The sequence below is a fragment of the Amphiplicatus metriothermophilus genome, from assembly GCF_900199215.1.
GTDB lineage: Bacteria > Pseudomonadota > Alphaproteobacteria > Caulobacterales > Parvularculaceae > Amphiplicatus > Amphiplicatus metriothermophilus.
Genome location: NZ_FZQA01000004.1, coordinates 168,960 through 193,088, shown reverse-complemented (window position 1 = coordinate 193,088; position 24,129 = coordinate 168,960). Strand labels below are relative to the sequence as shown.

23 protein-coding genes and 1 pseudogene are annotated in these 24,129 nt (G+C 68.2%); 22 read left to right on the top strand and 2 right to left on the bottom strand.

Features of this window, described 5'->3' with window-relative positions; translation table 11 throughout:
- Positions 1–15 precede the first annotated feature (15 nt).
- The 14 genes from CHB64_RS10545 to CHB64_RS10480 all read left to right on the top strand — a co-directional run bounded on the left by CHB64_RS10545 (position 16) and on the right by CHB64_RS10480 (position 16,314).
- On the top strand, positions 16–2,871 hold the full coding sequence (locus tag CHB64_RS10545; RefSeq protein WP_183234056.1) for a TIM-barrel domain-containing protein: 2,856 nt from the start codon (positions 16–18) through the stop codon (positions 2,869–2,871).
- Between the two features lie 48 nt (positions 2,872–2,919).
- Positions 2,920–4,194, top strand: a complete 1,275-nt coding sequence (fucP, locus tag CHB64_RS10540; RefSeq protein WP_089412586.1) for an L-fucose:H+ symporter permease — start codon at positions 2,920–2,922, stop codon at positions 4,192–4,194.
- Positions 4,191–5,039 carry an amidohydrolase family protein gene (locus CHB64_RS10535; RefSeq protein WP_089412585.1) on the top strand — a complete coding sequence of 283 codons (849 nt, stop codon included), beginning with the start codon at positions 4,191–4,193 and terminating at the stop codon, positions 5,037–5,039. Before fucP ends, CHB64_RS10535 begins: the two co-directional genes overlap by 4 nt.
- The gene (locus CHB64_RS10530; protein ID WP_089412584.1) at positions 5,036–5,845 is read left to right on the top strand and encodes an IclR family transcriptional regulator; all 810 of its coding nucleotides are present in this window, start codon (positions 5,036–5,038) and stop codon (positions 5,843–5,845) included. The genes CHB64_RS10535 and CHB64_RS10530 overlap by 4 nt, the downstream gene beginning before the upstream one ends.
- Positions 5,842–6,921, top strand: a complete 1,080-nt coding sequence (locus CHB64_RS10525) for an aldo/keto reductase (protein WP_200815323.1) — start codon at positions 5,842–5,844, stop codon at positions 6,919–6,921. Before CHB64_RS10530 ends, CHB64_RS10525 begins: the two co-directional genes overlap by 4 nt.
- Complete coding sequence (locus CHB64_RS10520) at positions 6,921–7,259, top strand: UxaA family hydrolase (RefSeq protein WP_089412583.1); 339 nt, start codon at positions 6,921–6,923, stop codon at positions 7,257–7,259. The genes CHB64_RS10525 and CHB64_RS10520 overlap by 1 nt, the downstream gene beginning before the upstream one ends.
- Complete coding sequence (locus tag CHB64_RS10515; RefSeq protein ID WP_089412582.1) at positions 7,256–8,452, top strand: UxaA family hydrolase; 1,197 nt, start codon at positions 7,256–7,258, stop codon at positions 8,450–8,452. Before CHB64_RS10520 ends, CHB64_RS10515 begins: the two co-directional genes overlap by 4 nt.
- Before the next feature lie 12 nt (positions 8,453–8,464).
- A complete protein-coding gene (locus CHB64_RS10510; RefSeq protein WP_089412581.1) occupies positions 8,465–9,190 on the top strand; it encodes an SDR family oxidoreductase in 726 nt (241 codons plus the stop codon).
- Positions 9,191–9,203: 13 nt separating this feature from the next.
- Positions 9,204–10,052, top strand: coding sequence for a fumarylacetoacetate hydrolase family protein (locus tag CHB64_RS10505; RefSeq protein WP_089412580.1), 849 nt, complete (start codon positions 9,204–9,206; stop codon positions 10,050–10,052).
- A 9-nt stretch (positions 10,053–10,061) separates the two neighbouring features.
- Complete coding sequence (locus tag CHB64_RS10500) at positions 10,062–12,446, top strand: glycosyl hydrolase family 95 catalytic domain-containing protein (RefSeq protein WP_200815322.1); 2,385 nt, start codon at positions 10,062–10,064, stop codon at positions 12,444–12,446.
- A 103-nt stretch (positions 12,447–12,549) separates the two neighbouring features.
- Positions 12,550–13,464, top strand: a complete 915-nt coding sequence (locus CHB64_RS10495; protein ID WP_089412579.1) for a 2-dehydro-3-deoxygalactonokinase — start codon at positions 12,550–12,552, stop codon at positions 13,462–13,464.
- A gap of 1 nt (position 13,465) precedes the next feature.
- Positions 13,466–14,101, top strand: coding sequence for a 2-dehydro-3-deoxy-6-phosphogalactonate aldolase (locus CHB64_RS10490; protein ID WP_089412578.1), 636 nt, complete (start codon positions 13,466–13,468; stop codon positions 14,099–14,101).
- Between the two features lie 10 nt (positions 14,102–14,111).
- Positions 14,112–15,317, top strand: coding sequence for an alpha-hydroxy acid oxidase (locus tag CHB64_RS10485; protein WP_089412577.1), 1,206 nt, complete (start codon positions 14,112–14,114; stop codon positions 15,315–15,317).
- On the top strand, positions 15,304–16,314 hold the full coding sequence (locus CHB64_RS10480; RefSeq protein WP_089412576.1) for an alpha/beta hydrolase: 1,011 nt from the start codon (positions 15,304–15,306) through the stop codon (positions 16,312–16,314). The genes CHB64_RS10485 and CHB64_RS10480 overlap by 14 nt, the downstream gene beginning before the upstream one ends.
- A gap of 21 nt (positions 16,315–16,335) precedes the next feature.
- Here CHB64_RS10480 and bioD read toward each other — a convergent pair whose 3' ends face one another.
- A complete protein-coding gene (bioD, locus tag CHB64_RS10475) occupies positions 16,336–17,013 on the bottom strand; it encodes a dethiobiotin synthase (RefSeq protein WP_089412575.1) in 678 nt (225 codons plus the stop codon).
- On the bottom strand, positions 17,010–18,155 hold the full coding sequence (locus tag CHB64_RS10470) for an aminotransferase class I/II-fold pyridoxal phosphate-dependent enzyme (RefSeq protein ID WP_089412574.1): 1,146 nt from the start codon (positions 18,153–18,155) through the stop codon (positions 17,010–17,012). The genes bioD and CHB64_RS10470 overlap by 4 nt, the downstream gene beginning before the upstream one ends.
- 54 nt (positions 18,156–18,209) lie before the next feature.
- Between CHB64_RS10470 and CHB64_RS10465 the strand changes: the two genes are divergently transcribed.
- The 8 genes and pseudogenes from CHB64_RS10465 to CHB64_RS15780 all read left to right on the top strand — a co-directional run.
- Positions 18,210–19,487 carry an adenosylmethionine--8-amino-7-oxononanoate transaminase gene (locus CHB64_RS10465; RefSeq protein WP_089412573.1) on the top strand — a complete coding sequence of 426 codons (1,278 nt, stop codon included), beginning with the start codon at positions 18,210–18,212 and terminating at the stop codon, positions 19,485–19,487.
- A gap of 80 nt (positions 19,488–19,567) precedes the next feature.
- Positions 19,568–20,134, top strand: a complete 567-nt coding sequence (locus CHB64_RS10460) for a c-type cytochrome (protein ID WP_143266001.1) — start codon at positions 19,568–19,570, stop codon at positions 20,132–20,134.
- A 163-nt stretch (positions 20,135–20,297) separates the two neighbouring features.
- Positions 20,298–20,693: an NADH-quinone oxidoreductase subunit A gene (ndhC, locus tag CHB64_RS10455; RefSeq protein ID WP_089412571.1), complete on the top strand. Its 396-nt coding sequence runs from the start codon at positions 20,298–20,300 to the stop codon at positions 20,691–20,693.
- The gene (locus CHB64_RS10450) at positions 20,663–21,235 is read left to right on the top strand and encodes a NuoB/complex I 20 kDa subunit family protein (RefSeq protein WP_375790382.1); all 573 of its coding nucleotides are present in this window, start codon (positions 20,663–20,665) and stop codon (positions 21,233–21,235) included. The genes ndhC and CHB64_RS10450 overlap by 31 nt, the downstream gene beginning before the upstream one ends.
- Before the next feature lie 168 nt (positions 21,236–21,403).
- Positions 21,404–22,009, top strand: a complete 606-nt coding sequence (locus tag CHB64_RS10445; protein ID WP_089412659.1) for an NADH-quinone oxidoreductase subunit C — start codon at positions 21,404–21,406, stop codon at positions 22,007–22,009.
- 33 nt (positions 22,010–22,042) lie between these two features.
- The gene (locus tag CHB64_RS10440; protein WP_089412569.1) at positions 22,043–22,429 is read left to right on the top strand and encodes a four helix bundle protein; all 387 of its coding nucleotides are present in this window, start codon (positions 22,043–22,045) and stop codon (positions 22,427–22,429) included.
- Positions 22,430–22,483: 54 nt separating this feature from the next.
- The gene (locus tag CHB64_RS10435) at positions 22,484–23,707 is read left to right on the top strand and encodes an NADH-quinone oxidoreductase subunit D (RefSeq protein WP_089412568.1); all 1,224 of its coding nucleotides are present in this window, start codon (positions 22,484–22,486) and stop codon (positions 23,705–23,707) included.
- 78 nt (positions 23,708–23,785) lie between these two features.
- Positions 23,786–24,103: pseudogene (locus CHB64_RS15780) on the top strand (four helix bundle protein); the annotation flags it as partial.
- Positions 24,104–24,129: the final 26 nt, after the last annotated feature.

Below are 24,129 nucleotides of genomic sequence, written 5' to 3'. Positions count from 1 at the left end.
AGGGGAAGGGCAGCGATGAGGATATTCAGCGCGATCGGGGCGCTCGCCGCGGCGATGATGCTGGCGGCGCCGGCTGCGGCCCAGAAGGGCGCGTTCGAGACGACGGACCGCGGGGTCGTGGCGCGCCCGACGGGGCAGGGCGCCTATCCGGTGCGCGTCGAGGCGATCGCGCCGGACATCCTGCGCGTCACCGCCGGCCCGGACGATTCCTTCGCGCGCGCGCGGAGCCTGATGATCGTCGATCAGGGCGCGCCCCCGGCCTTCAAGGCGCGCCGCCGGGGCGACGTCGTGCGGCTCGAGACGGAGGCGCTGAAGGCGGACATCTCGCTCACGACCGGCGCGGTGACGTTTCGCGACGCCAAGGGAAAGAAGCTCCTCGCCGAAAGGCCGGCCCGCGTCTTTTCTCCGAAGACGGCGCAGGGCGAAGCGTTTTATGCGGTCCGCCAGCTGTTCGACTCCGATCCGCAGGAAGGGTTCTACGGGCTCGGCCAGCACCAGAACGGCCAGATGAACTACAATGGCGAGGACGTCGAGCTCGCCCAGCATAATATTTCGATCGCCATGCCGTTCGTTCTCTCGACGGGCGGCTACGGCGTTCTGTGGGACAACAACTCGATCACCCGCTTCGGCGATCCGCGTCCCTATCAGCCTATCGGCTGCGCCCTGATCGTGCGCGACGCGTCCGGCGAGCCGGGCGGCCTGACGGGGGAGTATTATAAAGACGGCGTCGTCGCCGCGACGCTGAAAGAGAGCGATCCGGACTATCAGTTCCTGCCGCCCGACCAGTTCGCGAGCGGCGAGTCCGTGCGCGGCGCCTGGCCCGAGCCCTTCGGCGAGACCTCGCCGGAGAAAATCGTCTGGACCGGCAGCATCGAGGCGAAAAGCGCGGGCGTTCACAAGTTTCGCGTCTACGCCAGCGAATATCTCAAGGTCTATGTCGACGGCGCGCTCGTGGTCGATCGCTGGCGGCAGAACTGGAATCCCTATTACTACAATTTCGAGCTGGAGATGACGCCGGGCGAGCCGAAAGACGTCCGCATCGAGTGGCTGCCCAATGACGGCTATTTCCGTCTTCTCCATCTCGATCCGATGCCAGCGGACGAGCGCCGCGCGCTGTCGCTGTCCTCAGAGGTCGCCGACGTCATCGACTATTATTTCATTCACGGCGAGGACATGGACGAGATCATCGCGGGTTACCGCCGGCTCACCGGCAAGGCCGTGATGCTGCCGCGCTGGGCCTACGGCTTCTGGCAGAGCCGACAACGCTATGCGACGCAGGAAGAGCTGCTCGACGTTCTCAAGGAGTATCGCGCGCGCGCGATCCCCATCGACAATATCGTGCTCGACTGGTTCTACTGGCCGGAGGACAAATGGGGCTCGCACGATTTCGACGCCGCGCGCTTTCCCGATCCCAAGGCCATGGTCGAGGCCGTTCACGACATGAATGCGCGGATCATGATCTCCGTGTGGCCGAAATTCTATCCTGGCACGAAGAATTTCGACGAGCTGAACGAAAAGGGATATATCTATCAGCGCAATCTGGAGATGAATACGCGCGACTGGGTGGGACCGGGCTATAAAAGCTCGTTCTACGACCCCTATTCCGCGGAGGCGCGCGCGATCTTCTGGCGGCAGATCGAGGAAAAGCTCGACGCGTTCGGCTTCGACGCCTGGTGGCTCGACGCGACCGAGCCGGATATCCATTCCAATCTCAGCCATGAGGAGCGCGCGCTGCGCATGGGGCCGACGGCGATGGGGCCGGGCGCGGAATATTTCAATTCCTACGCCCTGCCGAATGCGCAGGGCGTCTATGAGGGCGAGCGCGCGGGCGCCGAGCCCGACAAGCGCGCCTTCATTCTGACGCGATCGGGCTTTCCGGGCCTCCAGCGCTACGGCGCGGCCGCCTGGAGCGGGGACGTCGTCGCGCGCTGGGACGATCTGCGCGAGCAGATCGCGGCGGGCGTCAATTTCTCCATGTCCGGCGTTCCCAACTGGACCTTCGACATCGGCGGCTTCTCCGTCGAGTCCCGCTATTCGAGCGAGGATCCGGCCCATGTCGAGGAATGGCGCGAGCTCAATCTGCGCTGGTTCCAGTTCGGCGCGTTCGCGCCCATCTTCCGCTCGCACGGCGAGTATCCGTACAGGGAGATTTTCAATCTCGCGCCCGAAGGCTCTGAGGTTTACGACAGCCTCGTCTGGCACGACAGGCTGAGATACCGGCTCCTGCCCTATATCTACACGCTTGCAGCCGATACGTTCCACAGGGACGGGACGATCATGCGCGGCCTAGTCATGGACTTCGCCGACGACCGGAATGTCTGGGACATCGACGACCAGTATATGTTCGGGCCGGCCTTTCTCGTGAGTCCGGTTCATGAGTTTCGGGCGCGCGCGCGCCGGGTCTATCTGCCCGCCGGCGGGGCCTGGTACGACTTCCACACCGGCGCGCGCCATGAAGGCGGGGCGTGGATCGACGCCGACGCGCCGCTTTCGCGCATGCCGCTGTTCGTGCGCGCCGGCGCCGTCGTGCCCATGGGACCGGACGTCCAGTACTCGAACGAAAAGCCGGACGGGGACGTCACGCTCTATGTCTATACGGGCGCCGACGGCGCGTTCTCGCTCTATGAAGACGACGGGACGAGCTACGCCTATGAACGCGGCGAATGGAGCCGCATTCCCATCGCCTATGACGACGCGCGCGGCGCGCTGACGATCGGCGCGCGCGAGGGCGCGTATGCGGGAATGCCGCAGTCGCGCACGTTCCATGTCAAATGGATCGCGCCCGAAGGCGGCGACGGCTTTTCCTTCGATGCGGCGCCCGACGTCTCGGTTCGGTATGCGGGCGAGGCGATGGTCATTCGTCGCAACTAGATCAAGCGCGCGGGCGCGAGCCGCCCGGCGCGAACGCGGGAGAGCGGATTGAGCGTCACGGTCGTCGGACAGAGAGCGCAGCGCTATCTGGCGGCGAGCGCGCTCGTCGTCGGCCTCTTCTTCCTGTGGGGCGTGGCGAACAATCTCAACGACGTTCTCGTCGCCCAGTTCAAGAAGCTGTTCGTCCTGTCCGATTTCCGCTCGGGCCTCGTCCAGTCGGTTTTTTATTTCGGCTATTTCGTCTGGGCGATCCCCGCCGCGATCTTCATGCGCCGGTTCGGCTACAAGGCCGGAGTCGTCTTCGGCCTGGCGCTGTACGCCGCGGGGGCGCTTCTGTTTCTGCCGGCCGCGGGGGCGCGGGAGTATGCGTTCTTTCTGTCCGCGCTGTTCGTCATAGCGAGCGGGCTTGCGTTTCTGGAGACCTGCGCCAATCCGCTGATGACGGCGCTCGGCCCGCGCGAGACGGCCGCGCAGCGGCTCAACTTCGCGCAGTCGTTCAATTCGCTCGGCGCGATTTCGGGCGTGCTCATCGGCCGCGAGTTCATCCTCTCAGGCGTCGAGCCGGGCGAGGCCGAGCTCGCCGCCATGTCGGCCTCGGCGCGCGAGGCGTTCTTCGCCGCCGAGGCCGCGGCGGTGAAGGGGCCCTACCTCGTCCTCGGGCTCGGCCTTCTCGCGCTCGTCGTCGTCGCCTGCGCGATCCCTTTTCCGCCGCAGGCGCGCGCGCAGGACGGGCAGGACGGAAGCCGCGGCCAGTTCGCCCGGCTTTTGCGCGAGCGCCGCCTGCTCGCCGGCGTCGCGGCGCAGTTTCTGTATGTCGGCGCGCAAGTGGGCGTGTGGAGCTACATGATCCGCTATGCGACCTACACGGCCGAAGGGATGGGCGAGAAGACGGCCGCCGCCTGGCTGACCGGCTCGCTCGCGGCCTTCATGGCGGGACGGTTCATTTCGACCGGACTGATGAGCTTCATCGCTCCGCAGCGTCTGCTCGCCGCCTATGCGGCCGGCAACGTGCTGCTGTGTTTCGTCGCCGTCGCCGCGCCGGGCCAGGTCGGCCTCGCCGCGCTGGCCGCGACCAGCTTCTTCATGTCGCTGATGTTTCCGACGATCTTCGCCCTCTCCATCGACGGCCTCGACGAGCTGACGAAGGCCGGCTCGTCGTTGCTCGTCATGGCGATCATCGGCGGGGCGATCGTCACGGCCATGATGGGCGCGGTCTCGGACATGACGGCGATCAACCTCGCCATGCTGCTGCCCATGGCGTGTTTCGCAGGCGTGTTCCTGTTCGCGATGGGCGCGGGCGGGACGGGGAGCGCGCGGCCATGATCGACGCGCATTTCCATCTGTGGCGGATCGGCGAGAACGGCTGCCGCTGGCCGCCGCCCGATCTCAAGGCCATATACAGGACGTTCGGGCTGGAAGAGTTCGAGGCGCTCGCCCGGCCGCTGGGCGTGACGGGCGCCGTCCTCGTCCAGTCGCAGCCGAACGACGCCGACACGCGCTATCTGATTCGCACGGCGCGGGAGTCCGACTTCATTCTCGGCGTATGCGGATGGTGCGCGCTCGACGCGCCGCACGCTCCGGCGCAGGTGAGGGCGCTCGCGCGGGAGCCCAAGCTGCGCGCCCTGCGCCCGATGCTTCAGGATCTCGACGACGAGCGCTGGATCGCCGAAGCGGACATCGGGAACGCCATAACGGCGATGATCGAGGCGGGGCTGGCGTTCGACGCGCTGGCGCGCCCGCGCCACCTGCCGGCGCTCATCGCGTTCAAGCGGCGCCATGACGGACTCGCGCTCATCGTCGATCACGGCGCCAAGCCCGACATCGGCGCAGGCGACCTCGAATCCTGGGCCGCGCTCATGAGCGAGATCGCGCGCCTTCCCAACACCTATTGCAAGCTCTCCGGTCTCCTTGCAGAGGCGCCGCCGGGCGCCGGCGCGGATGCGCTCAGGCCGTATGTCGAGGTCATGCTCGCGCGTTTCGGCCCCAAGCGGGTGATGTGGGGCGGCGACTGGCCGGTCCTGAATCTTGCGAGCGCCTATGAGCCGTGGCTGCGGCTGGCGCAGACCCTGTGCGCAGGGCTCGCGCCGGCGGAGCGCGAATGGGTCTTCGGCGAAACGGCGCGTTCGGCGTATGGTCTGGCCGCGAAACCGCAAGGGAACGGGCCATGAGCGAGACGACGAAACGCGCGGCGGCTCTGCGCAGCCAGCAGGCGGCGGCGGAGCGACGCTACCGCGCGCCGGCGCTCGAGAAGGGGCTCGACATACTCGAACTCTTGGCGGGCGCCGCGGCGCCGATGACGCCGACGCAGATCGCCGCGCAGCTCGGCAAGTCCGTAAGCGAACTTTTCAGAATGATGCAGGTGCTGGAATATCGCGGCTATATCGCGCCGGAAGGGACGAACGGCGGCTACATGCTCACCGACAGGCTGTTTGCGCTGGGCCTGGCGCGCGCCCCGACCAAGTCGCTGCTCGCCGCCGCGTTGCCGGTCATGGAGGCGCTCGCCGCGCGCATCGGCCAGTCCTGCCATGTGACGATCGCGTCGGACGATCAGATCGTCGCGGTCGCGCGCGTGGAAAGCCCGGGCGATCTCGGCTTTTCCGTGCGCGTCGGCTATCGCCGCAAGCTCGTCGAGACGACGTCCGGCCTCGTTCTCTTCGGCTGCCAGCCCGAAGACGCGCGCAAGGCGATGCTGGAGCGGCTGCGCGCATCCGGCGTCGGCGCGGCGCGTCTGAAAGCGTTCGCGGACAAGGCGCGCGCCGTCGCCGAACGCGGCTTCGTCATCGCCCAGAGCGATTTCGTGCAGGGCGTGAAGGACGTCTCGGCGCCGATCATGGGGGCGCGCGGCGCGCTCGCCGCGCTCACCGTGCCGTTCCTCTTGCGCGCGGGCATGCCGTGCACGCTTGAGGAAGCAGCCGAGCACGTCCGCGATTCCGCGAACCGCATTTCGCGCGTGCTGGCGGGCGAGGGGCCATGACGCAAGCGCCGATGCAGATGCAGAGCGCAAGGGCGCGGATCGAAGACGGCGCGCATGAGGCCGCGCGCGAACGCGCGGGCGCGCGCCTCGCCCGGCTCGGCTTCGGCGCCGCGCCGATCGGGAATCTTTATCGGGAGGTCTCCGACGCGCAGGCCAGGGACGCGCTGGAGGCCGCCTGGCGCGCGGGGATTCGCCTCTTCGACACCGCGCCCCATTACGGATTCGGCCTCAGCGAGCTGCGGCTGGGCGCCTTTCTGAAAGGCCGCCGCCGCGAAGAGTTCTCGGTCTCGACCAAGGTCGGCCGGACGCTCGAGCCTATCGTGTCCTCGAAAGCGGCGGGCGTGCGGCACGGCTTCGTCAATGCGCGGCCTTTCGAGCCGGTTTTCGACTACTCCTATGACGGCGTGATGCGGTCCTTCGAGGACAGCCTTAAGCGGCTCGGACTCGACAGGGTCGATATTCTTTATGCGCATGATCTTGGCCGGCGCGCGCATGGAAGCGCCCATGAAGCGCATTGGCGCGCCTTTCGCAAAGGCGGCTGGCGCGCGATGCGGCGCCTGCGCGAGGAAGGCGCCGCCGGCGCGCTAGGCCTCGGCGCCAATGAGTGGCGGGCCTGCCTCGACGCGCTCGAAGAATTCGACATGGAGGTCTTCCTGCTGGCGGGCCGCTACACGCTGCTGGAGCAGGAGCCGGTCGAGCGGTTTCTGCCGGCCTGTCTCGACAGGGGCGCGGCGGTCTTCGTCGGCGGCGTCTTCAATTCGGGCGTGCTGGCGACCGGCCCTTCGGCCGTGAGCCGCTACGATTATCAGCGCGCCTCTGAGCCCGTGCGCCGGCGCGTCGCGGCGATAGCGGAGATCGCCCAGGCGTTCGGCGTGGCCGCGCCGGCCGCCGCGCTCGCCTTTCCGCTTTATCATTCCGCGGTCGCGCGCGCTCTCGTCGGCTTTGCGAGCGCCGCTGAGGTGAAAGACGCCGTCGTCTGGGCCGGCGCCGACATTCCGCGGGCGCTCTGGGCGCGCCTGCGCGAGGCCGGTCTTCTCGATTCGCGCGCGCCCGCCCCTGATCTGGAGACGGCGTAATGACCGAGGCGAAAACCAGGCGCGCGCCCGAAGCGCGCGCGGACGAACCGGCCCGCCTCATCCTGCTCGATGCGGCCGACAACGTGCTGATCGCCGTCAGGGCCGTCGCGCCCGGCGACCTGCTGGTCATCGACGGCGCGGCGCTGGCTGCGCCCGAGAACGTTCCGGCCGGGCACAAGCTCGCGCGGACCGACCTGCGCGCCGGCGAGAAAGTGCTCAAATACGGCGCGCCCATCGGCGCGGCGACGCGCGCCGTCGCGCGCGGGGCGCATGTTCACACCCATAATCTGCGCAGCGATTACATCGCGACCCATTCGCGAGAGGAAGACGCGACATGAAAGGCTATCTCCGGCAGGACGGGCGCAAGGGAATCCGCAACGTCATCGTCGTCGCCTATCTGGTGGAGTGCGCCCACCATGTGGCGCGCGCCATTGTAACGCGTTCAGACGATCTCGATGTTCACTTGATCGGCTTTCCCGGCTGTTTTCCGAACAAATACGCCGCGCGCATGATGGAGGCCCTGTGCGCGCATCCCAATGTCGGCGGCGCGCTTCTCGTCTCGCTCGGCTGCGAGAGCTTCAACCGGAGCGCGCTCGCGCGCGCGGTCGAGGCGAGCGGGCGGCCCGTGGAGACGCTGGTAATCCAGGAAAGCGGCGGCACCGTCGCATCCGTCGCCGCCGGCGTCGAGGCGGTGCGACGCCTCAAGAGGGCCGCGGCGGCCGAACCGGCGGAGATGAGCCTCGACGAACTCGTCGTGGGCACCATCTGCGGCGGCTCGGATGCGACGAGCGGGATCACCGCCAATCCGGCCGTCGGACGGTGCTTCGACATGCTGATCGCGAACGGCGCGGCGTGCATTTTCGAGGAGACGGGCGAGCTTCTCGGTTGCGAGCGGATCATGGCTGAGCGGGCGGCGACGCCCGAGCTCGGCGAGGAGATCCGGCGCGCCGTCGAGAAGGCGGAGCGCTATTACCGCGCGCTCGGCTTCAGCAGCTTCGCGCCTGGCAACGCCGAAGGCGGGCTCACGACGATCGAGGAGAAGTCGATGGGCGCCTATGCGAAGTCGGGCGCTTCGCCGATCAGCGGCCTGATCAAACCGGGCGACCGGCCGCCCGGCGGCGGGCTGTATCTTCTCGACGTGGTGCCGGACGGCGAGCCGCGCTTCGGCTTTCCCAACATCGCTGACAACGCCGAGATCGTGGAGCTCATCGCCTGCGGCGCGCATCTCACGCTCTTCACCACGGGGCGCGGCTCGGTGGTCGGCTCGGCGATCTCGCCGGTGGTCAAGATCTGCGCGAACCCGGACACCTATCGCAAGCTCGCCGGCGACATGGACGTCAACGCCGGCAGAATTCTCGAAGGCGGGGCGAGCCTCGACGCGGTGGGCGAGGAGATCTTCGAACTCGTGAAGGCGACGGCCTCGGGCCGGCGCACCGTCTCCGAAGCGCTCGGCCATCAGGAGTTCATCCTCACCTACAAGCGGTTCGAGCCGATCGGACCTGCCTGTCTGCCGCGCGCGGCGGCGGGCTGAAGGAGCGCTTCCATGCGGCTCAGGGGCAAGACGGCGTTCGTGACGGCGGCGGGCCAGGGCATCGGCCGGGCGACGGCGCAGGCTTTCGCGGCGGAAGGCGCGCGCGTCGTCGCCACCGACATCGACGAAGCCGCGCTCGCCGCCCTTGACGGCTGCGAGAGCTTCGTTCTCGACGTGACGGACCGCACGGCGATCGAGCGGGCCGCGCAAAGGCTCGGCGCCGTCGACATTCTCTTCAACTGCGCCGGCCATGTGCTTGGCGGGACGATTCTCGAATGCGCGGAGGAGGACTGGGCGCGATCCTTCGACGTCAACGTCACGTCGATGTATCGCGTCACCCGGGCGTTCCTGCCGGCGATGCTGGCCGCGGGCGGCGGCTCCATCGTCAACATGTCCTCCGTGGCGAGCTCCATAAAGGGCGCGCCGAACCGCTTCGCCTACGGCGCGACGAAGGCCGCGGTCATCGGCGTGACCAAGGCGATCGCGGCCGATTTCGCCGGGCGCGGGATACGCTGCAACGCCATCTGTCCGGGTACGGTCGATACGCCCTCGCTGCATGAACGCCTGCGCGCGACGGGCGACTACGAGGCGGCGAAGAAGGCTTTCGTCGCGCGCCAGCCCATGGGCCGGCTCGGCGCGGCGCGCGAGATCGCCGCGCTCGCGGTCTATCTGGCGAGCGACGAGTCCGCATTCGTCACGGGACAATGCTGCGTCATCGACGGCGGCTGGTCGATCTGAAGGGAAACGCGCGATGAAGCTTGTACGGTTCGGCCCGAAGGGGCGCGAGAAGCCCGGAATGCTCGACGCGGCCGGCGTCGTGCGCGATCTGTCGGGCGTCGTCGACGACATCGCCGGCGAGACGCTGACGCCCGCGGGGCTCGCCGCGCTGCGCGCGCTCGATCCGGCGGCGCTGCCGGCCGCGCCGGCGGGCGAAAGGCTCGGCCCCTGCGTGGGGCGCGTCGGCAAGTTCGTATGCGTCGGGCTCAACTACGCCGACCACGCGGCCGAAACGGGCGCGGAGCCGCCGGCGGAGCCGGTTCTGTTCATGAAGGCGACGAGCGCGATCAGCGGCCCCTGTGACGACGTCGTGCGACCGCGCGGTTCGACCAAGCTCGACTGGGAGATCGAACTCGGCGTCGTCATCGGGAAGGAGGCGCGGCATGTCAGCGAAGAAGAGGCGCGCGGCCATATCGCCGGCTATTGCGTCGTCAACGACATCTCCGAGCGCGCCTTCCAGCTCGAAAGCACGGGACAGTGGACCAAGGGCAAGAGCTGCGACACTTTCGGACCGATCGGGCCGCATCTCGCGACGGCCGAGGAGATTCCCGATCCGCTGGCGCTGTCGATGCGCCTTTCCGTTAACGGACGAACCTGCCAGAACGGCTCTACGCGGACGATGATCTTCGGGCCTTACAGCCTCGTCTCCTATATCAGCCGCTTCATGAGCCTGCAGCCCGGCGACGTCATCTCCACGGGCACGCCGCCCGGCGTCGGCCTCGGCCGTAATCCGCCGACATTCCTGAAGCCCGGCGACGTGATGGAGCTGGAGATCGAAGGGCTGGGCGTTCAGCGCCAGCGCGTCGTCGATTATGACGGGTAAGGAACGCCGATGACTTGCGCGCGCATGACGACGATTCTCGCCGCGGTTCTGGCGGCGCTGCGCGTCGCCGCGACGGGATCAGCCGCGGAAACGGCGCCGGCGTCTTTGCGCCTCGTCTACGACGCGCCGGCGGCGGACTGGGAGCGCGAAGGCCTGCCCATCGGCAACGGCGCCATGGGCGCGATGATCGCGGGCGGCGTCGAAACGGATCGCATCCAGTTCAACGAAAAGACCCTGTGGACCGGCGGGCCAGGCGCCGAGGGCTATGACTACGGCCTGCCGAATAAGTCCATGGCCGGAGAGGTCCGGGCCGTCGCCCGCGACATTCTTGAGAACGGGCCGATGGCCCCCGAAGAGGCCGCGCGCCGCCTCGGCCGGCCGATGCGGGGCTACGGCGCCTATCAGAGCCTCGGCGAGTTGGCGATCGAGACGGCCGGCGGGGAAGTCTCGGCCTATGAGCGCGATCTCGACATCGAGCGGGCCGTCGCGCGGGCGCGCTTCAGGAAAGGCGGCGCGCGCCATGAGCGCGTCTATTTCGCAAGCTATCCCGACAAGACGATCGTTATCCGCTACGCCGCCGACAAGCCGGGAAGCGTGTCCTTCAGGGCCTCGCTGGCGATCCCGGAAAACCGCTCGGCGAAGGTCGAGGCCGCCGGAAACCGCGTGCTCGCCAAAGGCGCGCTTCACGACAACGGACTCAAATGGGCCGCGTCTTTCGTCGTGCTGGCCGAAGGAGGAAGCGCGACCGCATCCGACGACGCGATCGTCGTCGAGGGCGCCGACGCGGCGACGATCATTCTCGCGGCGGGTACGAATTACGCGCTCGACCATCCCCGCTATCGCGGCGCCGATCCGGCGGCGGACGTTCTCGCGCGCGTCGAAGCGGCGGCGCGCCGCGGCTGGAAGGCGCTTCTGGACCGCCATGCGGACGATCACCGGTCGCTGTTCAGGCGGTTCTCTCTCGACATCGGCCAGAAGCCGCCCGCCGCGACGACGGACGCGCTTCTCGCCGCCTATCCGGCGCTCGACGAGGCGGCGCGGCGCTGGCTCGAAGCCCTTTATATTCAGTATGGGCGCTATCTGCTTATTGCATCCTCGCGCGCGGGCTCCCTGCCGGCCAATCTTCAGGGCGTGTGGAACAATAGCGCGGCGCCGCCCTGGAACGCCGACTATCACGTCAACATCAATCTTCAGATGAACTACTGGCCGGCCGGACCGCTCAATCTCATCGAAACGGCGCTTCCGCTGTTCGACTTCATCGACAATCTCGCCGTCGCGGGACGGGCTTCGGCGCGCAAGATCGCCGGCGCGTCGGGCTGGGCGGTCTTTCTCAACACCAACATCTGGGGTTTTACGGGGCTGATCGACTGGCCGACCGCCTTCTGGCAGCCGGAAGGGGCGGCCTGGCTCTGCCGGCGCTATTACGATTATTATCTCTATACGCACGATATCGAGTTTTTGAGAGAGCGCGCCTTTCCCGCAATGAAGGAAGCGGCGCGGTTCTGGCTCGACCGACTCGTCGAAGACCCCCGCGACGGGCGGCTCGTCGTCGTCCCCGGGTTCTCTCCGGAGCACGGCCCTTTTACGGCGGGCCCGGCGATGTCGCAGCAGATCGTCCATGATCTTTTCCGCAACGCGGCCGATGCGGCCCGGCTTCTCGGCGAGGACGCTTTCGCGCGCGAGATTGAAGCGGCGCTCGCGCGGCTCGATCCGGGCCTGCGCATCGGCGCATGGGGCCAGCTTCAGGAATGGAAGGAGGATCTCGACGATCCGAACGACGATCACCGGCACATATCGCACCTTTACGCGCTCTATCCGGGCGAGCAGATCGACGCGCTGGAAGACGCGGCGTTCGCCGAGGCGGCGCGCGTGTCCCTCGATGCGCGCGGCGACGGCGGCACGGGCTGGAGCAAGGCGTGGAAGATCGGTCTCTGGGCGCGCCTGCTCGACGGCGATCGCGCCCATAAGCTGCTTGAGGAGCAGCTGAAAGACAGCACGCTGCCCAATCTTCTCGACACCCATCCGCCTTTCCAGATCGACGGCAATTTCGGCGCGTCGGCGGGCGTTGCGGAAATGCTCGTGCAGAGCCATCGCGGGCTGATCCGCATTCTGCCGGCGCTTCCCGCCGCCTGGTCCGACGGCGAGGCGCGGGGCCTGCGCGCGCGGGGGAACGTCGAGCTCGACATCGTATGGCGGGACGGGAAGGCCGCGCGGATCGAGCTGCGCCCGGGCCGCGCCGGCGACTATCATCTTTATACGGATATATTCGAGGGCGCGTTCGCCGTCGAGGACCTGAGCGCGGGCGCGCCCGTCGCCGTCGCCGGCGAAGGGCGCCGGCGGACGCTTTCGTTGGCCGCCGGGCGGCGCTACGCCATTACGGTTCGCGAGGAGTGACGATGCGCGCGAATAGACGCCAGCAATCATACCGTGACGCCGGCCGCGCGCCGAGAGGCTTTCGCGCGCGCCGGCCCGGCGCCGTCTTGACGGGCGGGACGACATGAGCGCGGCCATCCTGGGCGATTGGGGAACAAGCCGGATGCGGCTGTATCTCCATGACGGGCGGCGCGTCCTCGACCGGGTCGAAGGGCCTGGCGTCGCCATGCTGGCCGGGCCGCCGCTCGAAGCCCTGAAAGCCGCCGTCCGGCCGCTGACGGAAAAATCCGGCGCGCGCGCGCTCTATCTGTGCGGCGTCGCCGGCTCGCGCAACGGCGTCCTTGAGGTCGCCTATGCGCCCTGTCCGGCGCGCCCGGCGCAATGGGCGGAGAATTTCGGCCGGCTCGCGGCGGGCGGGCTCGACATTCGCGTCGCGCCGGGCCTTCGCTGCGAGAATTTTCTGGGCGCGCCCGACGTGATGCGCGGCGAGGAGACGCAGATTTTCGGCGCCCTTCAGGCCGAGCCGGCTCTCGCGCGCGGCCGTCGCGTCTTCGTTCTTCCGGGCACGCACAGCAAATGGGTTCTGGTCGAGGACGCAGCGGTTGCGCGCTTTCACACGTTCCCGACCGGCGAGATCTACGCGCTGTTGCGCGAGCGCTCGTTTCTCCTGCGCGCCGGGCGCCCGGGCGGCGCCGGCGACGCCGACGCCGGCTTCGAGGCGGGCCTCGCCCGCGCCGCGAGCGGGCGCGACGTTCTGGCGTTGCTTTTCGAGACCCGAAGCGCGCAGCTTCTCGCCGATCGCAGCCGCGACTGGGCGGCGGGTTTTCTGTCCGGCCTGCTGATCGGACGGGAGACGGCGGAGGCGGCGGCGCTGCTCGGCGAGGCGGCGGTCGCGGCGGTGATCGGCGATCGGGCGCTGAGCGCGTATTATCAGCGGGCGCTCGCCGCACGCGGGCTGGACGCCGAAGTCATGGACGGGGAGGCGTGCGCGATCGACGGCCTCATTCTGTTCGGCGAACTTGCCGGGAAAGGCGCATGACATGCATCTCGACGCCCTTCTGAACGCCGGCGCGCCGCCGATCGTCGCGATCCTCCGGGGGCTCGCGCCGCAGGAGGCCGAGGCCGTCGGCGGCGCGCTCGTCGGCGCGGGGATCCGGATCATCGAGGTTCCCCTGAACTCGCCCGAGCCTTTTCAGAGCATCTCGATTCTGGCCAAGGCGTATGGCGAGGCCTGCGCGATCGGCGCCGGCACGGTCCTCGCGCCGCAGGCGGTCGACGCCGTCGCGGCGGCTGGCGGCCGGCTGGTCGTCGCGCCGAACGCCGACCCGGCGGTGATCGCGCGCGCGCTGGAGCGGGGCCTCGACGTCATGCCCGGCGTCATGACCCCGAGCGAGGCGTTTCTCGCCCTTTCGGCCGGGGCGCGACGGTTGAAGCTGTTCCCGGCGGCGAGCCTCGGCGTCGCGCATCTCAAGGCGCTCGGCGACGTCGTTCCGGAAGACGCCGGCCTGTGGGCCGTAGGCGGAACGAACGCCGGGAATCTCGGCGAGTGGCTGGCGGCGGGGGCGGCCGGCGTCGGGGTCGGCGGCGCGCTGTTCCGCCCGGGCGACGCGCCGAGCCTCGTCGCCGAGCGCGCGCGCGCCCTCGTCGCCGCCTGGAAGATCGCCGCGGGGCCTTGAGGATTCCGGCATGTCGCTTTCGCAATGCTTCAACGTGGAGGATTTTCGCCGCCTCGCCCGGCGCAAGCTGCCCCGACCGATCTTCGATTATCTCGACGGCGGCGCCGACGACGAATGGTCGCTCGAAAACAACGCCGCCGCGTTCCGCCGATGGCGGCTGATGCCGCAATATCTGCGCGACATATCGACGGTCGACACGCAGACGACGATCCTCGGCGCCCGCGCGGGGGCGCCGGCGATCCTGTCGCCGACGGGGATGTCGCGGCTTTTCCATCATGAAAAGGAGATCGCCGTCGCGCGCGCCGCGGGCGACTTGGGCCTCTTCTATTGCCTGTCGACCATGGCGACCACGACGATCGAGGATGCGGCCGCGGCGAGCGCCGGTCCGAAGATGTTCCAGATCTACATTCATAAGGACCGGGGTCTGACGAAAGAACTCGTCGCGCGCTGCCGGGCCGCCGGCTATGACGCGCTGTGCCTCACCGTGGATGCCGCCGTCGCCGGCAACCGCGAGCGGGACAGGCGCAGCGGCTTCGTCATGCCGCCGCGGCTGACGGCGGCGGGCTTCGCCAGCTTCGCGACCCATTTCGAATGGACGTTCAACCTCCTGCGCGATCCCGGCTTCGATCTCGTGAACGTGCGCGCATCAGGCGGGGCGCTCGGCAAGGGCGCGACGGGCGTCATCGAGTATATCGACACGCAGTTCGACAGAACCGTGACGTGGGACGACGCGGCGCGCCTTATCGAAGAGTGGGGCGGGCCTTTCGCGATCAAGGGCATTCAGTCTGCGGACGACGCGCGCCGCGCCGTCGATATAGGCGCGAGCGCCATCATGATCTCCAATCACGGCGGCCGACAGCTCGACTCGACGCCGGCGCCCGTCGAATGCGTGCGCCCCATGCGCGACGCGATCGGCGACAGGGCCGAGCTTATCGTCGACGGCGGCGTCCGGCGCGGGACGCACGTGCTCAAAGCGCTCGCCCTCGGGGCGGACGCCGTCTCCTTCGGCCGGCCTTATCTCTATGCGCTGGCGGCGGGCGGCGAGCGCGGCGTGCGCCGTTTTCTGTCGCTGTTTCTTGAGGATCTGGAGCGCTCGCTCGCGCTTCTTGGCTGCGCGCGCGTTGCGGACGTCGACGCGCGCCATCTACGCGATCTCGCGGCCGACGAAACGTTTTCACCCGCCGGAAAGAAGGAGACCACGCATGACGCGTTTTGATCGCCGGACTGTTCTCGCGGGCGGGCTCGCCCTTTCCGCCGGCGGCGCGGGGACGGCCCAGGCGCGCGGCGCGGGCGGGGCGGGCCCGCTGCTCGTGGATCTCGACCGCGAACCCGATCTCGAAATCGCGCTCTGGCCGAAGGGCCCGCCCGGCGGCGCGGGCGTCGCCCTCAGCGAGCATTACGTCAGCCGCGAAAATCCGTGGGGACTTCCCGATCGCGCCGCGCATGAGGTGACGCGGCCGACGCTGACGCTGTTCCGCGCCGCCCGGCCCGACGGCTCGGCGCTGCTCATCATTCCCGGCGGCGGCTATAGCTGGGTCGTCGTCGAGAAGGAAGGCTTCGAAGGGGCGCGCTATTTCAGCCGGCTCGGCGCGACAGTCTATGTGCTCAAATATCGTCTGCCGCATCAGGGCTGGGCGGCCGGGCCCGATACGCCGCTTCAGGACGCCCAGCGGGCCATGCGGGTCATTCGCGCGCGCAGCGCCGAAGACGGCGTCAACCCGGCGCGCGTCGGCGTGATGGGATTCTCCGCAGGCGGACATCTCGCCGGCTCGCTGGCGACGCGTTTTGCGGCGCGCGTGTATGATCCTGTCGACGACGCGGACCGGCTGTCCGCCCGCCCCGACCTCTCGGCGCTCGTCTATCCGGCTGCGACGATGAAGCCGTCTTACGCCCATGCGGGCTCGCGGGAGAACCTGATCGGCGCGCGTCCCGCCGCCGCGCTGGTCGAGAAATACTCTATCGAGTCCGCCCCGCCGCCCGACGCGCCGCCGACCTGGATTCTCCACGCCTCGGACGACGCCGCCGTACCCGTCGAGAACGCGCTCTTGGTCTACCGCTCTTTCAAGGATGCGGGGATTCCCGTCTCGCTCCATGTGTTCGAGCGCGGCGGGCACGGCTTCGGCCTGCGCGTCGAGGACGGCGATCCGCTGCAGGCCTGGCCGTCGCTTTACTGGCGGTGGGCGGCCTCGCGCGCCGCGCGCGGCGGGCGTTGAGCGCTTTCGCGGGCGCGTCTGTCACGCCGCCATGACGAGACGCAGCAGCGCCGCCGCGCCCGCCCGTCCGTCATCCCCGAAGGGAAAGAGCGCAGCCGGAACGCCTGTCCAGCGGGAAAACTCTTCGGCGAGCGCGGCGGGCGCGCCGAAATCCTCTGAAGGCTGAGAGACGGCGAGCGCGGCGATCCTGATCCCGCGCCTTTCGCAGGACTCGATCGCGCTCAAGGTGTGGCTCACCGCGCCGAGATAGGACGCCGTCGCGAGAATCCCCGGCAGCGGGAGGTCGGCGGCGAGATCGGCGTTGAGCCGCTCATCGGTGAGCGGGGAGAGAACGCCGCCTGCGCCTTCGATCAGCGTGAAATCCGCTCCTTCGGCGAGCGCGGCGCGCGCGAAGCGGACGAGCGCGTCATAATCGAGCGGCGCGCCCGCCGCCCGCGCGGCGACGTTCGGCGCGAGCGCCGGCTCGAAGGCGGCCAGGCAGTAGCGCGACAGGTTCGTATCGTCGAGAGTCTCGCCGCAGGCGGCGGCCAGGTGCCCGGCGTCGCTCGCCGCGAGACCGGCGCGCGAAAAGCCGCTCATGACGGGCTTTACAGCGCGTACGGACAGTCCCCGCCGGCGCGCCTCGGCGAGCAGCGCGCAGGCGACATGCGTCTTGCCGATCTCGGTGCCGGCGCCGAGCATCATCGCGCCCGCGCTCATCGCCCGGCCTCGCGAAGGATGGCGCGCACATGCGCGGCGAGCCGTTCGATGTCCGCCGCCTGGTGAACGGCGGAAAAGGCGACGCGCAGCCGCGCGGTTCCTTCCGGCACGCTGGGCGGGCGGATCGCCGCGACCAGAAAGCCCGCTTCGGACAGGCGCTGCGAGGCGGCGAGGGCGGCCTCCGGATCGCCGAGAATGACCGGAACGATCGCGCTTTCCGGCGCCGGCGCGTCGATCAGCCTGCAGAACAGGGCGGCGTTGGCGCGCGCCTTCGCGCCGCGCTCGGGCTCGCGCGCCATGATGTCGAGCGCGGCGATCGAGGCGCCGAGCGCGGCCGGCGGCAGGCCGGTGGTGAAGACGAGCCCGCGCGCGCGGTTGACGAGCAGCTCGATCAGCGCGCGCGGCCCGCACACATAGCCGCCGTAAGCGCCCGCCGCTTTCGACAGCGTGCCCATCTGAACGGGCGCCGGGTTGTCGCCGGGAACGACGCCGAGCCCATGGGCGTCGTCTGTCATCAGCCACGCGCCGGCCTCCTCGCAGGCCGCGGCGATCGCGTCGAGCGGGGCGCGATCGCCGTCCATGGAGAAAACCGTCTCGGTAAGGACGAGCGCGCGCGGGCTGCGCGCCGCGGCGAGCCGGCGGGCGAGGTCGCCCGCGTCGTTGTGACGGAAGGTCTCGACATGCGCGCCGGAAAGGCGCGCGCCGGCGAACATGCAGGCGTGGGAGCGCTCGTCCAGAAGCGCCCGGTCTCCCGGCCGGACGAGAACCGGGATCGCGCTGACATTGGCGAGATAGCCCGAGCCGAAGACGAGCGCGGCCTCGGTTCCCTTCATCCGCGCAAGCCGCTCTTCGAGCGCGCCGTAGAGCGGACAGTCGCCCGTGACGAGCCGCGAGGCGCCGGCCCCCGCGCCGTATTCGAGCGCGGCTTCGGCGGCGGCCTTTTTCACGCGCGGGTCCTGGGAGAGGCCGAGATAATCGTTGTCGCAGAAGGAAATGAGCGCGGCCCCGTCGCGCGCGGCGCGGGCGGCTTCTCCCCGCCGCGTCGGAACGAGCCGGCGCGTCAGGCGCTTGTCGGCGAGCGCGGCGAGCTTTTCCTCCGCATAGGCGACGAGGCTTTGCGCGCCGTTCCTTGATGTCGTCATGGTTCTCGCTTCTCTTCGCGCAGCGGCCTACACCGGCGCGGCGGAGGAAGGCAAATGACCCATTGCGACCCCGATTGGCTCGATGAAGGCCTCGTCCATCTCTGGCGGCCCTATACGCAGATGAAGACCGCCCCGCGGCCCCTGCCGACGCGCGCGACGCGCGGAAGCCGCATCGTTCTCGCCGACGGGCGGGAGCTCGTCGACGGGATCGCGAGCTGGTGGACGGCCGTGCACGGCTACAATCATCCGGCGCTGCTCGACGCCGCTGCGCGCCAGCTTTCCCAGATGCCCCATGTGATGCTGGGCGGGCTCGTCCATGAACAGGCCTGCCGGCTCGCCGCGCGCCTCGCCGCGATCGCGCCGGGCGATCTCGATTACGTCTTCTTTTCGGAATCGGGTTCGGTCGCCGTCGAAGTCGCCATGAAGATGGCGGTCCAGTACTGGCGCAATCTGACCGGCGAGACGCGCGCGCGCTTCGCGTGCTTCCGCGGCGGCTATCACGGCGACACCTTCGCGACCATGTCGGTCTGCGACCCGGAGGAGGGGATGCACGCGCTGTTCGCCGACGCGCTGCCGGTCCAGCATGTCGCCGACCTGCCGACGGACGAAGCCGCCGCGGCGCGGCTCGAAACGCTTTTGGCCGCCCATGACGACATCGCCGCGGTGATCGTCGAGCCGCTCGTCCAGGGCGCGGGCGGGATGCGGATGCACGACGCGGCGACGCTGCGGCGTCTGCGCGCGCTGTGCGACGCGGCCGGGGTTCTTCTCATCTTCGACGAGATCTTCACTGGCTTCGGGCGCACGGGCGCGATGTTCGCGGCGGAAAAAGCCGGCGTCGCGCCCGACGTCATGACGCTCGGCAAGGCGCTGACGGGCGGGGTCGCGCCGCTCGCGGCGACCGTGGCGAGCCGGCGCGTCTTCGAGGCTTTTTACGACGACGACCCCGGCAAGGCGCTGATGCACGGGCCCACCTATACGGGCCACGCGCTCGGCTGCGCGGTCGCGAACGCCTCGCTCGATCTTTTCGAGCGCGAGCCGCGCCTTGCGCAGGTCGAAGCCCTTGAGAAGGCGCTGCGCGCCGCGCTCGGCCCGCTCGCGGCTTCGCCGGCCGTGGCGGACGTGCGCGTGCTCGGCGCGGTCGGCGCGGTCGAGACGGCGCGGCCTTTCGACGTCGAGGCGCTGCGCGCCTGGTTTATCGAGCGCGGGGTCTTCATCCGTCCGCTCGGACAGGCGATCTATCTCGCGCCGGCCTACACGATCGGCGCCGAGGATCTCGCCGCCCTCGCGCGCGCCGTCGCCGACGCGGTCGAACGGCTCGAAGCTGCGGCGTGACGGCGCAGGCGCGACCGCGCGCCGCTATTGCCCGGCGCGGCGAATGGCGGGACCATGCGCGCGAAGATGGGAGCGGCCACATGCGGATCATCGCCGGGTTAATGCTGACGGGGGCCGCGCTGGCGGCGGCGGGCTGCGCGCAGGAGCGGGCGCAGACCGCCGACGCGACGGCGCAGAAGGAGAACAAGACGCACGGCCTGTCGGCGGTCGAATACGATCTCGACGCCGAAAAGGGTCGGGCGTTGTTCGTCACGAAGGGTTGCGTCATCTGCCACGCCGTGAACGGCGTCGGCGGCAAGGCCGCGCCAGTCCTCGACGCCCAGATCGGCGAGCAGGCCGTCGACCCCCTCGATTTTGCGGCGCGCATTTGGTGGGGCGCGCCGGCCATGATCGAGCTTCAGTCGGTCGAGCTCGGCTATACGATCAACCTGACCGGAGAAGAGATCGCGCATCTGGCCGCCTTCGCGGCGGACGCCGTGGAGCAGAAAAAACTCTCGGCGGACCAGATCCCTGAGCCCATGCGCGATCTTCTGCTCGACGAGCGCTTCTGGGAGGTCGAGGACTGGGACGAGTTCCTGCGCGAGGGCCGGGAAGGCTACGAGCCCGAACCGCCGGAGGACGCCCCGCAAGAGCGCGGGGGCGAGTAAGGCGGGCCCCCCGGCGCGGCTCTTCGCGCGTCCGCCCGCTGCGACGACGTTAGGCGTTGCGTTGCGGCGCCGGCCCGCCTAGTTTCGCGCCCGATTCAAAGGCTTTCGCCGCCGGGGCCTGCCCCCCCCCGCGGCCCGTCAACCGGATGTCCAAGGAGCGCCCGTGGCGACCCCCGACTTTCTGCTCGACTATCTGCCGATCCTGGTCTTTCTCGGCCTGGCGCTGGCGCTCGGGATAGGCTTTCTGGCCGTTCCGGCGCTCATCGCCCCGTCCGAGCCCGATCCGGAAAAGCTCTCCACCTATGAATGCGGATTCAACGCCTTCGACGACGCGCGGATGAAATTCGACGTGCAGTTCTACATCGTCGCCATTCTCTTCATCATCGTCGATCTCGACGTGGCGTTCCTGTTCCCCTGGGCGGTGGCGCTGTTCAACCCGGAGCTCGGGACGGACCGCGACTTCCAGCTCTTCGCCTTCTGGTCGATGTTCGTCTTCCTCGCGGTCTTCGCGATCGGCTTCCTATATGAGTGGAAGAAAGGAGCCCTCGAATGGCGCTGAGCGAAGACAAAACCGTCCTCGCCGGGCCCGCTTACCAGCCGACGGCGAAGGACCCCTTTTTCAACGAGCTGTCCGACCAGCTCGCCGACCGCGGCTTTTTCACCGCGCCGGCCGACGCGCTCATCAACTGGGCGCGCACCGGCTCGCTGATGTGGATGACCTTCGGCCTCGCCTGCTGCGCGGTGGAGATGATGCAGGCCTCGATGCCGCGCTACGATCTTGAACGCTTCGGCTTCGCCCCGCGCGCGAGCCCGCGCCAGTCCGACGTGATGATCGTCGCCGGCACGCTGACCAACAAGATGGCCCCGGCGCTGCGCAAGGTCTACGACCAGATGCCAAACCCGCGCTATGTGATCTCGATGGGCTCATGCGCGAACGGCGGGGGCTATTATCATTATTCCTACGCCGTGGTGCGCGGCTGCGACCGCATCGTGCCGGTCGACATCTACGTGCCCGGCTGTCCGCCCACCGCCGAGGCGCTGGTCTACGGCATCCTGCAATTGCAGAAGAAAATCCGGCGCGAAGGGTCGATCGTGCGGTAGCGGTTGGCGACTTAGCGGCTAGCCGTTGATCGCGAGGGACGAAGGAAAAGACGGCGACCGGCGACGGCCGCCAGGAGCGAGTCGAGGAATGCGAGCGACGTTGCGGATCATCGGTCGCCGGAAGCTGATCGTAGAATGCTGGTCGCAGGCTGCCAGCCGCTGGAAACTATGAACGAAGAACTCAAGGAACTCGGCGAGCACATCGCCTCGGCGCTCGAAAACGACGTGCGCGGCTGGAAGGTCGAGTACGGCGAGCTGACCGTCGAGGTTCACGCCTCGCGCATCGTCCATGTGCTGAAATTCCTGCGCGAGGACATTCTCTGCCGCTTCATTCAGCTCATCGACCTGTGCGGCGTGGACTATCCGGGCCGCGCCAAGCGCTTCGACGTCGTCTATCACCTTCTGTCGCTGCACAACAATGCGCGCATCCGCGTCAAGGCGGCGGTGGGCGAAGACGAGACCATTCCTTCGGTCATCGACGTGTTTCCCTGCGCCGACTGGTTCGAGCGCGAGGCGTTCGACCTCTATGGAATCGTTTTCAACGGCCATCCGGATCTGCGCCGCATCCTCACCGATTACGGCTTCGAGGGTTATCCGCTGCGCAAGGATTTCCCGCTCACCGGCTATGTGGAAGTGCGCTACGACGACGAGCAGAAGCGCGTCGTCTACGAGCCGGTGAATCTCGTGCAGGAATACCGCAATTTCGACTACCTCAGCCCCTGGGAAGGCGCGCAATACGCGCTGCCGGGCGATGAGAAGGCGAAGAGCGAGTAGTGAGTAGCGAGTAGCGAATAGTCGCAGGCGTTAATGGCGAACGACGGCGCATTTCAGTCCTATCGCGACCTGCTGGTGTGGCAGGCGGCGATGTCGCTCGCCGAAGCGTGTTATCATCGGACGAAAGATTTTCCACGCGAGGAAACTTTCGGCCTGACGGCGCAGATTCGAAGAGCCGCCGCTTCGATACCGGCAAACATTGCGGAAGGTCATGGACGCGAGAATTCAGGATCTTTCGTTCAGTTTCTTCGCGTCGCGCAGGGCTCGGTGAAGGAGCTCGAAACCCATCTTCTGCTTTCCGGCCGTATCGGGCTGGCCGAAGGCTCCACGATGGAGCCATTGCTGCAGCAATGCGAGGAGATTGGAAAAATGCTTCGCAGCCTGATTCGGTCGATACAAAAGAAAGCGCAGGCGCAATGATGGCATCCTATTCCCTATTCGCTATTCGCTATTGGCTTCCGCCGGAGGGGGCCCATGCCTGAAGGACAGCACATCGTCGGCGACTCCCCTTCGGACGCTTCCTCGCCCCGTCCGTTCACGATCAATTTCGGCCCGCAGCATCCGGCCGCGCACGGCGTTCTGCGCCTGGTGCTCGAACTCGACGGCGAGGTCGTCGAGCGCGTCGACCCGCATATCGGGCTTCTCCATCGCGGCACCGAAAAGCTGATCGAATACAAGACCTATCTTCAGGCGATCCCCTATTTCGACCGGCTCGACTATGTCGCGCCGATGAACCAGGAGCACGCCTTCTGCCTGGCGGCGGAAAGGCTGCTCGGGATCGAGGTTCCCCGCCGCGCCCAGCACATCCGCGTGCTGTGGTGCGAGATCGGACGCATTCTCTCGCATCTTCTCAACGTCACCACGCAGGCGATGGACGTCGGCGCGCTCACCCCGCCGCTGTGGGGCTTCGAGGAGCGCGAAAAGCTCATGGTCTTCTACGAGCGCGTCTCGGGAAGCCGGATGCACGCGGCCTATTTCCGCGTCGGCGGCGTCCATCAGGACATGCCGCCCGCGCTGATCGACGACATCGACAGCTGGTGCGATCAGTTCCCGCGCGTGCTCGACGATATCGAAACGCTCATCACCGAGAACCGCATCTTCAAGCAGCGCAATGTCGACATCGGCGTCGTCGACAAGGAGCAGGCTTTCGCCTGGGGCTTCACCGGCGTGATGCTGCGCGGCTCGGGCGTTCCCTGGGATCTCAGAAAGGCCCAGCCCTACGAGACCTATGCGGAATACGACTTCGACATTCCGGTCGGCAAGAACGGCGACTGCTGGGACCGGTATCTGTGCCGCATGGAGGAGATGCGCCAGTCCGTCTCCATCATGAAGCAGGCGATCAGGAAAATCCGCGAGGAAGGACCGGGCCGCGTGATGACGGCCGACGGCAAGGTCGCCCCGCCGCGCCGGGCCGAGATGAAGGGCTCGATGGAGGCGCTCATCCATCACTTCAAGCTCTACACGGAAGGCTTCCACGTGCCGGCGGGCGAAGCCTACGCCGCCGTCGAGGCGCCGAAGGGCGAGTTCGGCGTCTATCTCGTCTCCGACGGCAGGAACCGGCCCTATCGCTGCAAGATCCGCGCGCCGGGCTACGCCCATCTTCAGGCGATGGACTGGATGTGCCGCGGGCACATGCTCGCCGACGTATCGGCGATTTTGGGCTCGCTGGACATCGTGTTCGGGGAGATTGATCGGTAGCCGTTAGCGGCTAGCAGCTAGCGGCCGCCGGAGGGGGAATGAAAAGCTTTGAAGACCTCGATATGAAAAAAGGCGCTCGATCTGACCGAAGCGGCGCGCCGCGCGTCGGCGAAATGGCCTGGAGAGGAGCGATTCTGCCTGACGCAGCAGACAAGGCGCGCGGCGGCGTCGATCCCGGCCAACATCGCAGAAGGCGCAGAGCGGCAAGGCCCCAGAAAGGTTCTGCGCTTTTTAAGCATCGCCCGAGGCTCGCTAGCAGAGACGAAAACTTTTGTGATCCTGGCGGAAAGGTTGGCCTACATGGATTTGGGGCAGGGAATGGCGCTAAAAAGCCAGCTGGACGAGGTCGGCCGGATGCTTTCGGGGCTTTCCAGATCCCTGCAGTCGAAACTCTAGCCGCCAGCCACTAGCCACTCGCCACC

Coding starts and splice junctions, on each gene's coding strand:
- CHB64_RS10545 (WP_183234056.1), top strand. CDS start 16: ATGAGGATATTCAGCGCGATCGGGGCGCTCGCCGCGGCGATGATGCTG.
- CHB64_RS10535 (WP_089412585.1), top strand. CDS start 4,191: ATGATCGACGCGCATTTCCATCTGTGGCGGATCGGCGAGAACGGCTGC.
- CHB64_RS10530 (WP_089412584.1), top strand. CDS start 5,036: ATGAGCGAGACGACGAAACGCGCGGCGGCTCTGCGCAGCCAGCAGGCG.
- CHB64_RS10525 (WP_200815323.1), top strand. CDS start 5,842: ATGACGCAAGCGCCGATGCAGATGCAGAGCGCAAGGGCGCGGATCGAA.
- CHB64_RS10520 (WP_089412583.1), top strand. CDS start 6,921: ATGACCGAGGCGAAAACCAGGCGCGCGCCCGAAGCGCGCGCGGACGAA.
- CHB64_RS10515 (WP_089412582.1), top strand. CDS start 7,256: ATGAAAGGCTATCTCCGGCAGGACGGGCGCAAGGGAATCCGCAACGTC.
- CHB64_RS10510 (WP_089412581.1), top strand. CDS start 8,465: ATGCGGCTCAGGGGCAAGACGGCGTTCGTGACGGCGGCGGGCCAGGGC.
- CHB64_RS10505 (WP_089412580.1), top strand. CDS start 9,204: ATGAAGCTTGTACGGTTCGGCCCGAAGGGGCGCGAGAAGCCCGGAATG.
- CHB64_RS10500 (WP_200815322.1), top strand. CDS start 10,062: ATGACTTGCGCGCGCATGACGACGATTCTCGCCGCGGTTCTGGCGGCG.
- CHB64_RS10495 (WP_089412579.1), top strand. CDS start 12,550: ATGAGCGCGGCCATCCTGGGCGATTGGGGAACAAGCCGGATGCGGCTG.
- CHB64_RS10490 (WP_089412578.1), top strand. CDS start 13,466: ATGCATCTCGACGCCCTTCTGAACGCCGGCGCGCCGCCGATCGTCGCG.
- CHB64_RS10485 (WP_089412577.1), top strand. CDS start 14,112: ATGTCGCTTTCGCAATGCTTCAACGTGGAGGATTTTCGCCGCCTCGCC.
- CHB64_RS10480 (WP_089412576.1), top strand. CDS start 15,304: ATGACGCGTTTTGATCGCCGGACTGTTCTCGCGGGCGGGCTCGCCCTT.
- bioD (WP_089412575.1), bottom strand. CDS start 17,013: ATGAGCGCGGGCGCGATGATGCTCGGCGCCGGCACCGAGATCGGCAAG.
- CHB64_RS10470 (WP_089412574.1), bottom strand. CDS start 18,155: ATGACGACATCAAGGAACGGCGCGCAAAGCCTCGTCGCCTATGCGGAG.
- CHB64_RS10465 (WP_089412573.1), top strand. CDS start 18,210: ATGACCCATTGCGACCCCGATTGGCTCGATGAAGGCCTCGTCCATCTC.
- CHB64_RS10460 (WP_143266001.1), top strand. CDS start 19,568: ATGCGGATCATCGCCGGGTTAATGCTGACGGGGGCCGCGCTGGCGGCG.
- CHB64_RS10445 (WP_089412659.1), top strand. CDS start 21,404: ATGAACGAAGAACTCAAGGAACTCGGCGAGCACATCGCCTCGGCGCTC.
- CHB64_RS10440 (WP_089412569.1), top strand. CDS start 22,043: ATGGCGAACGACGGCGCATTTCAGTCCTATCGCGACCTGCTGGTGTGG.
- CHB64_RS10435 (WP_089412568.1), top strand. CDS start 22,484: ATGCCTGAAGGACAGCACATCGTCGGCGACTCCCCTTCGGACGCTTCC.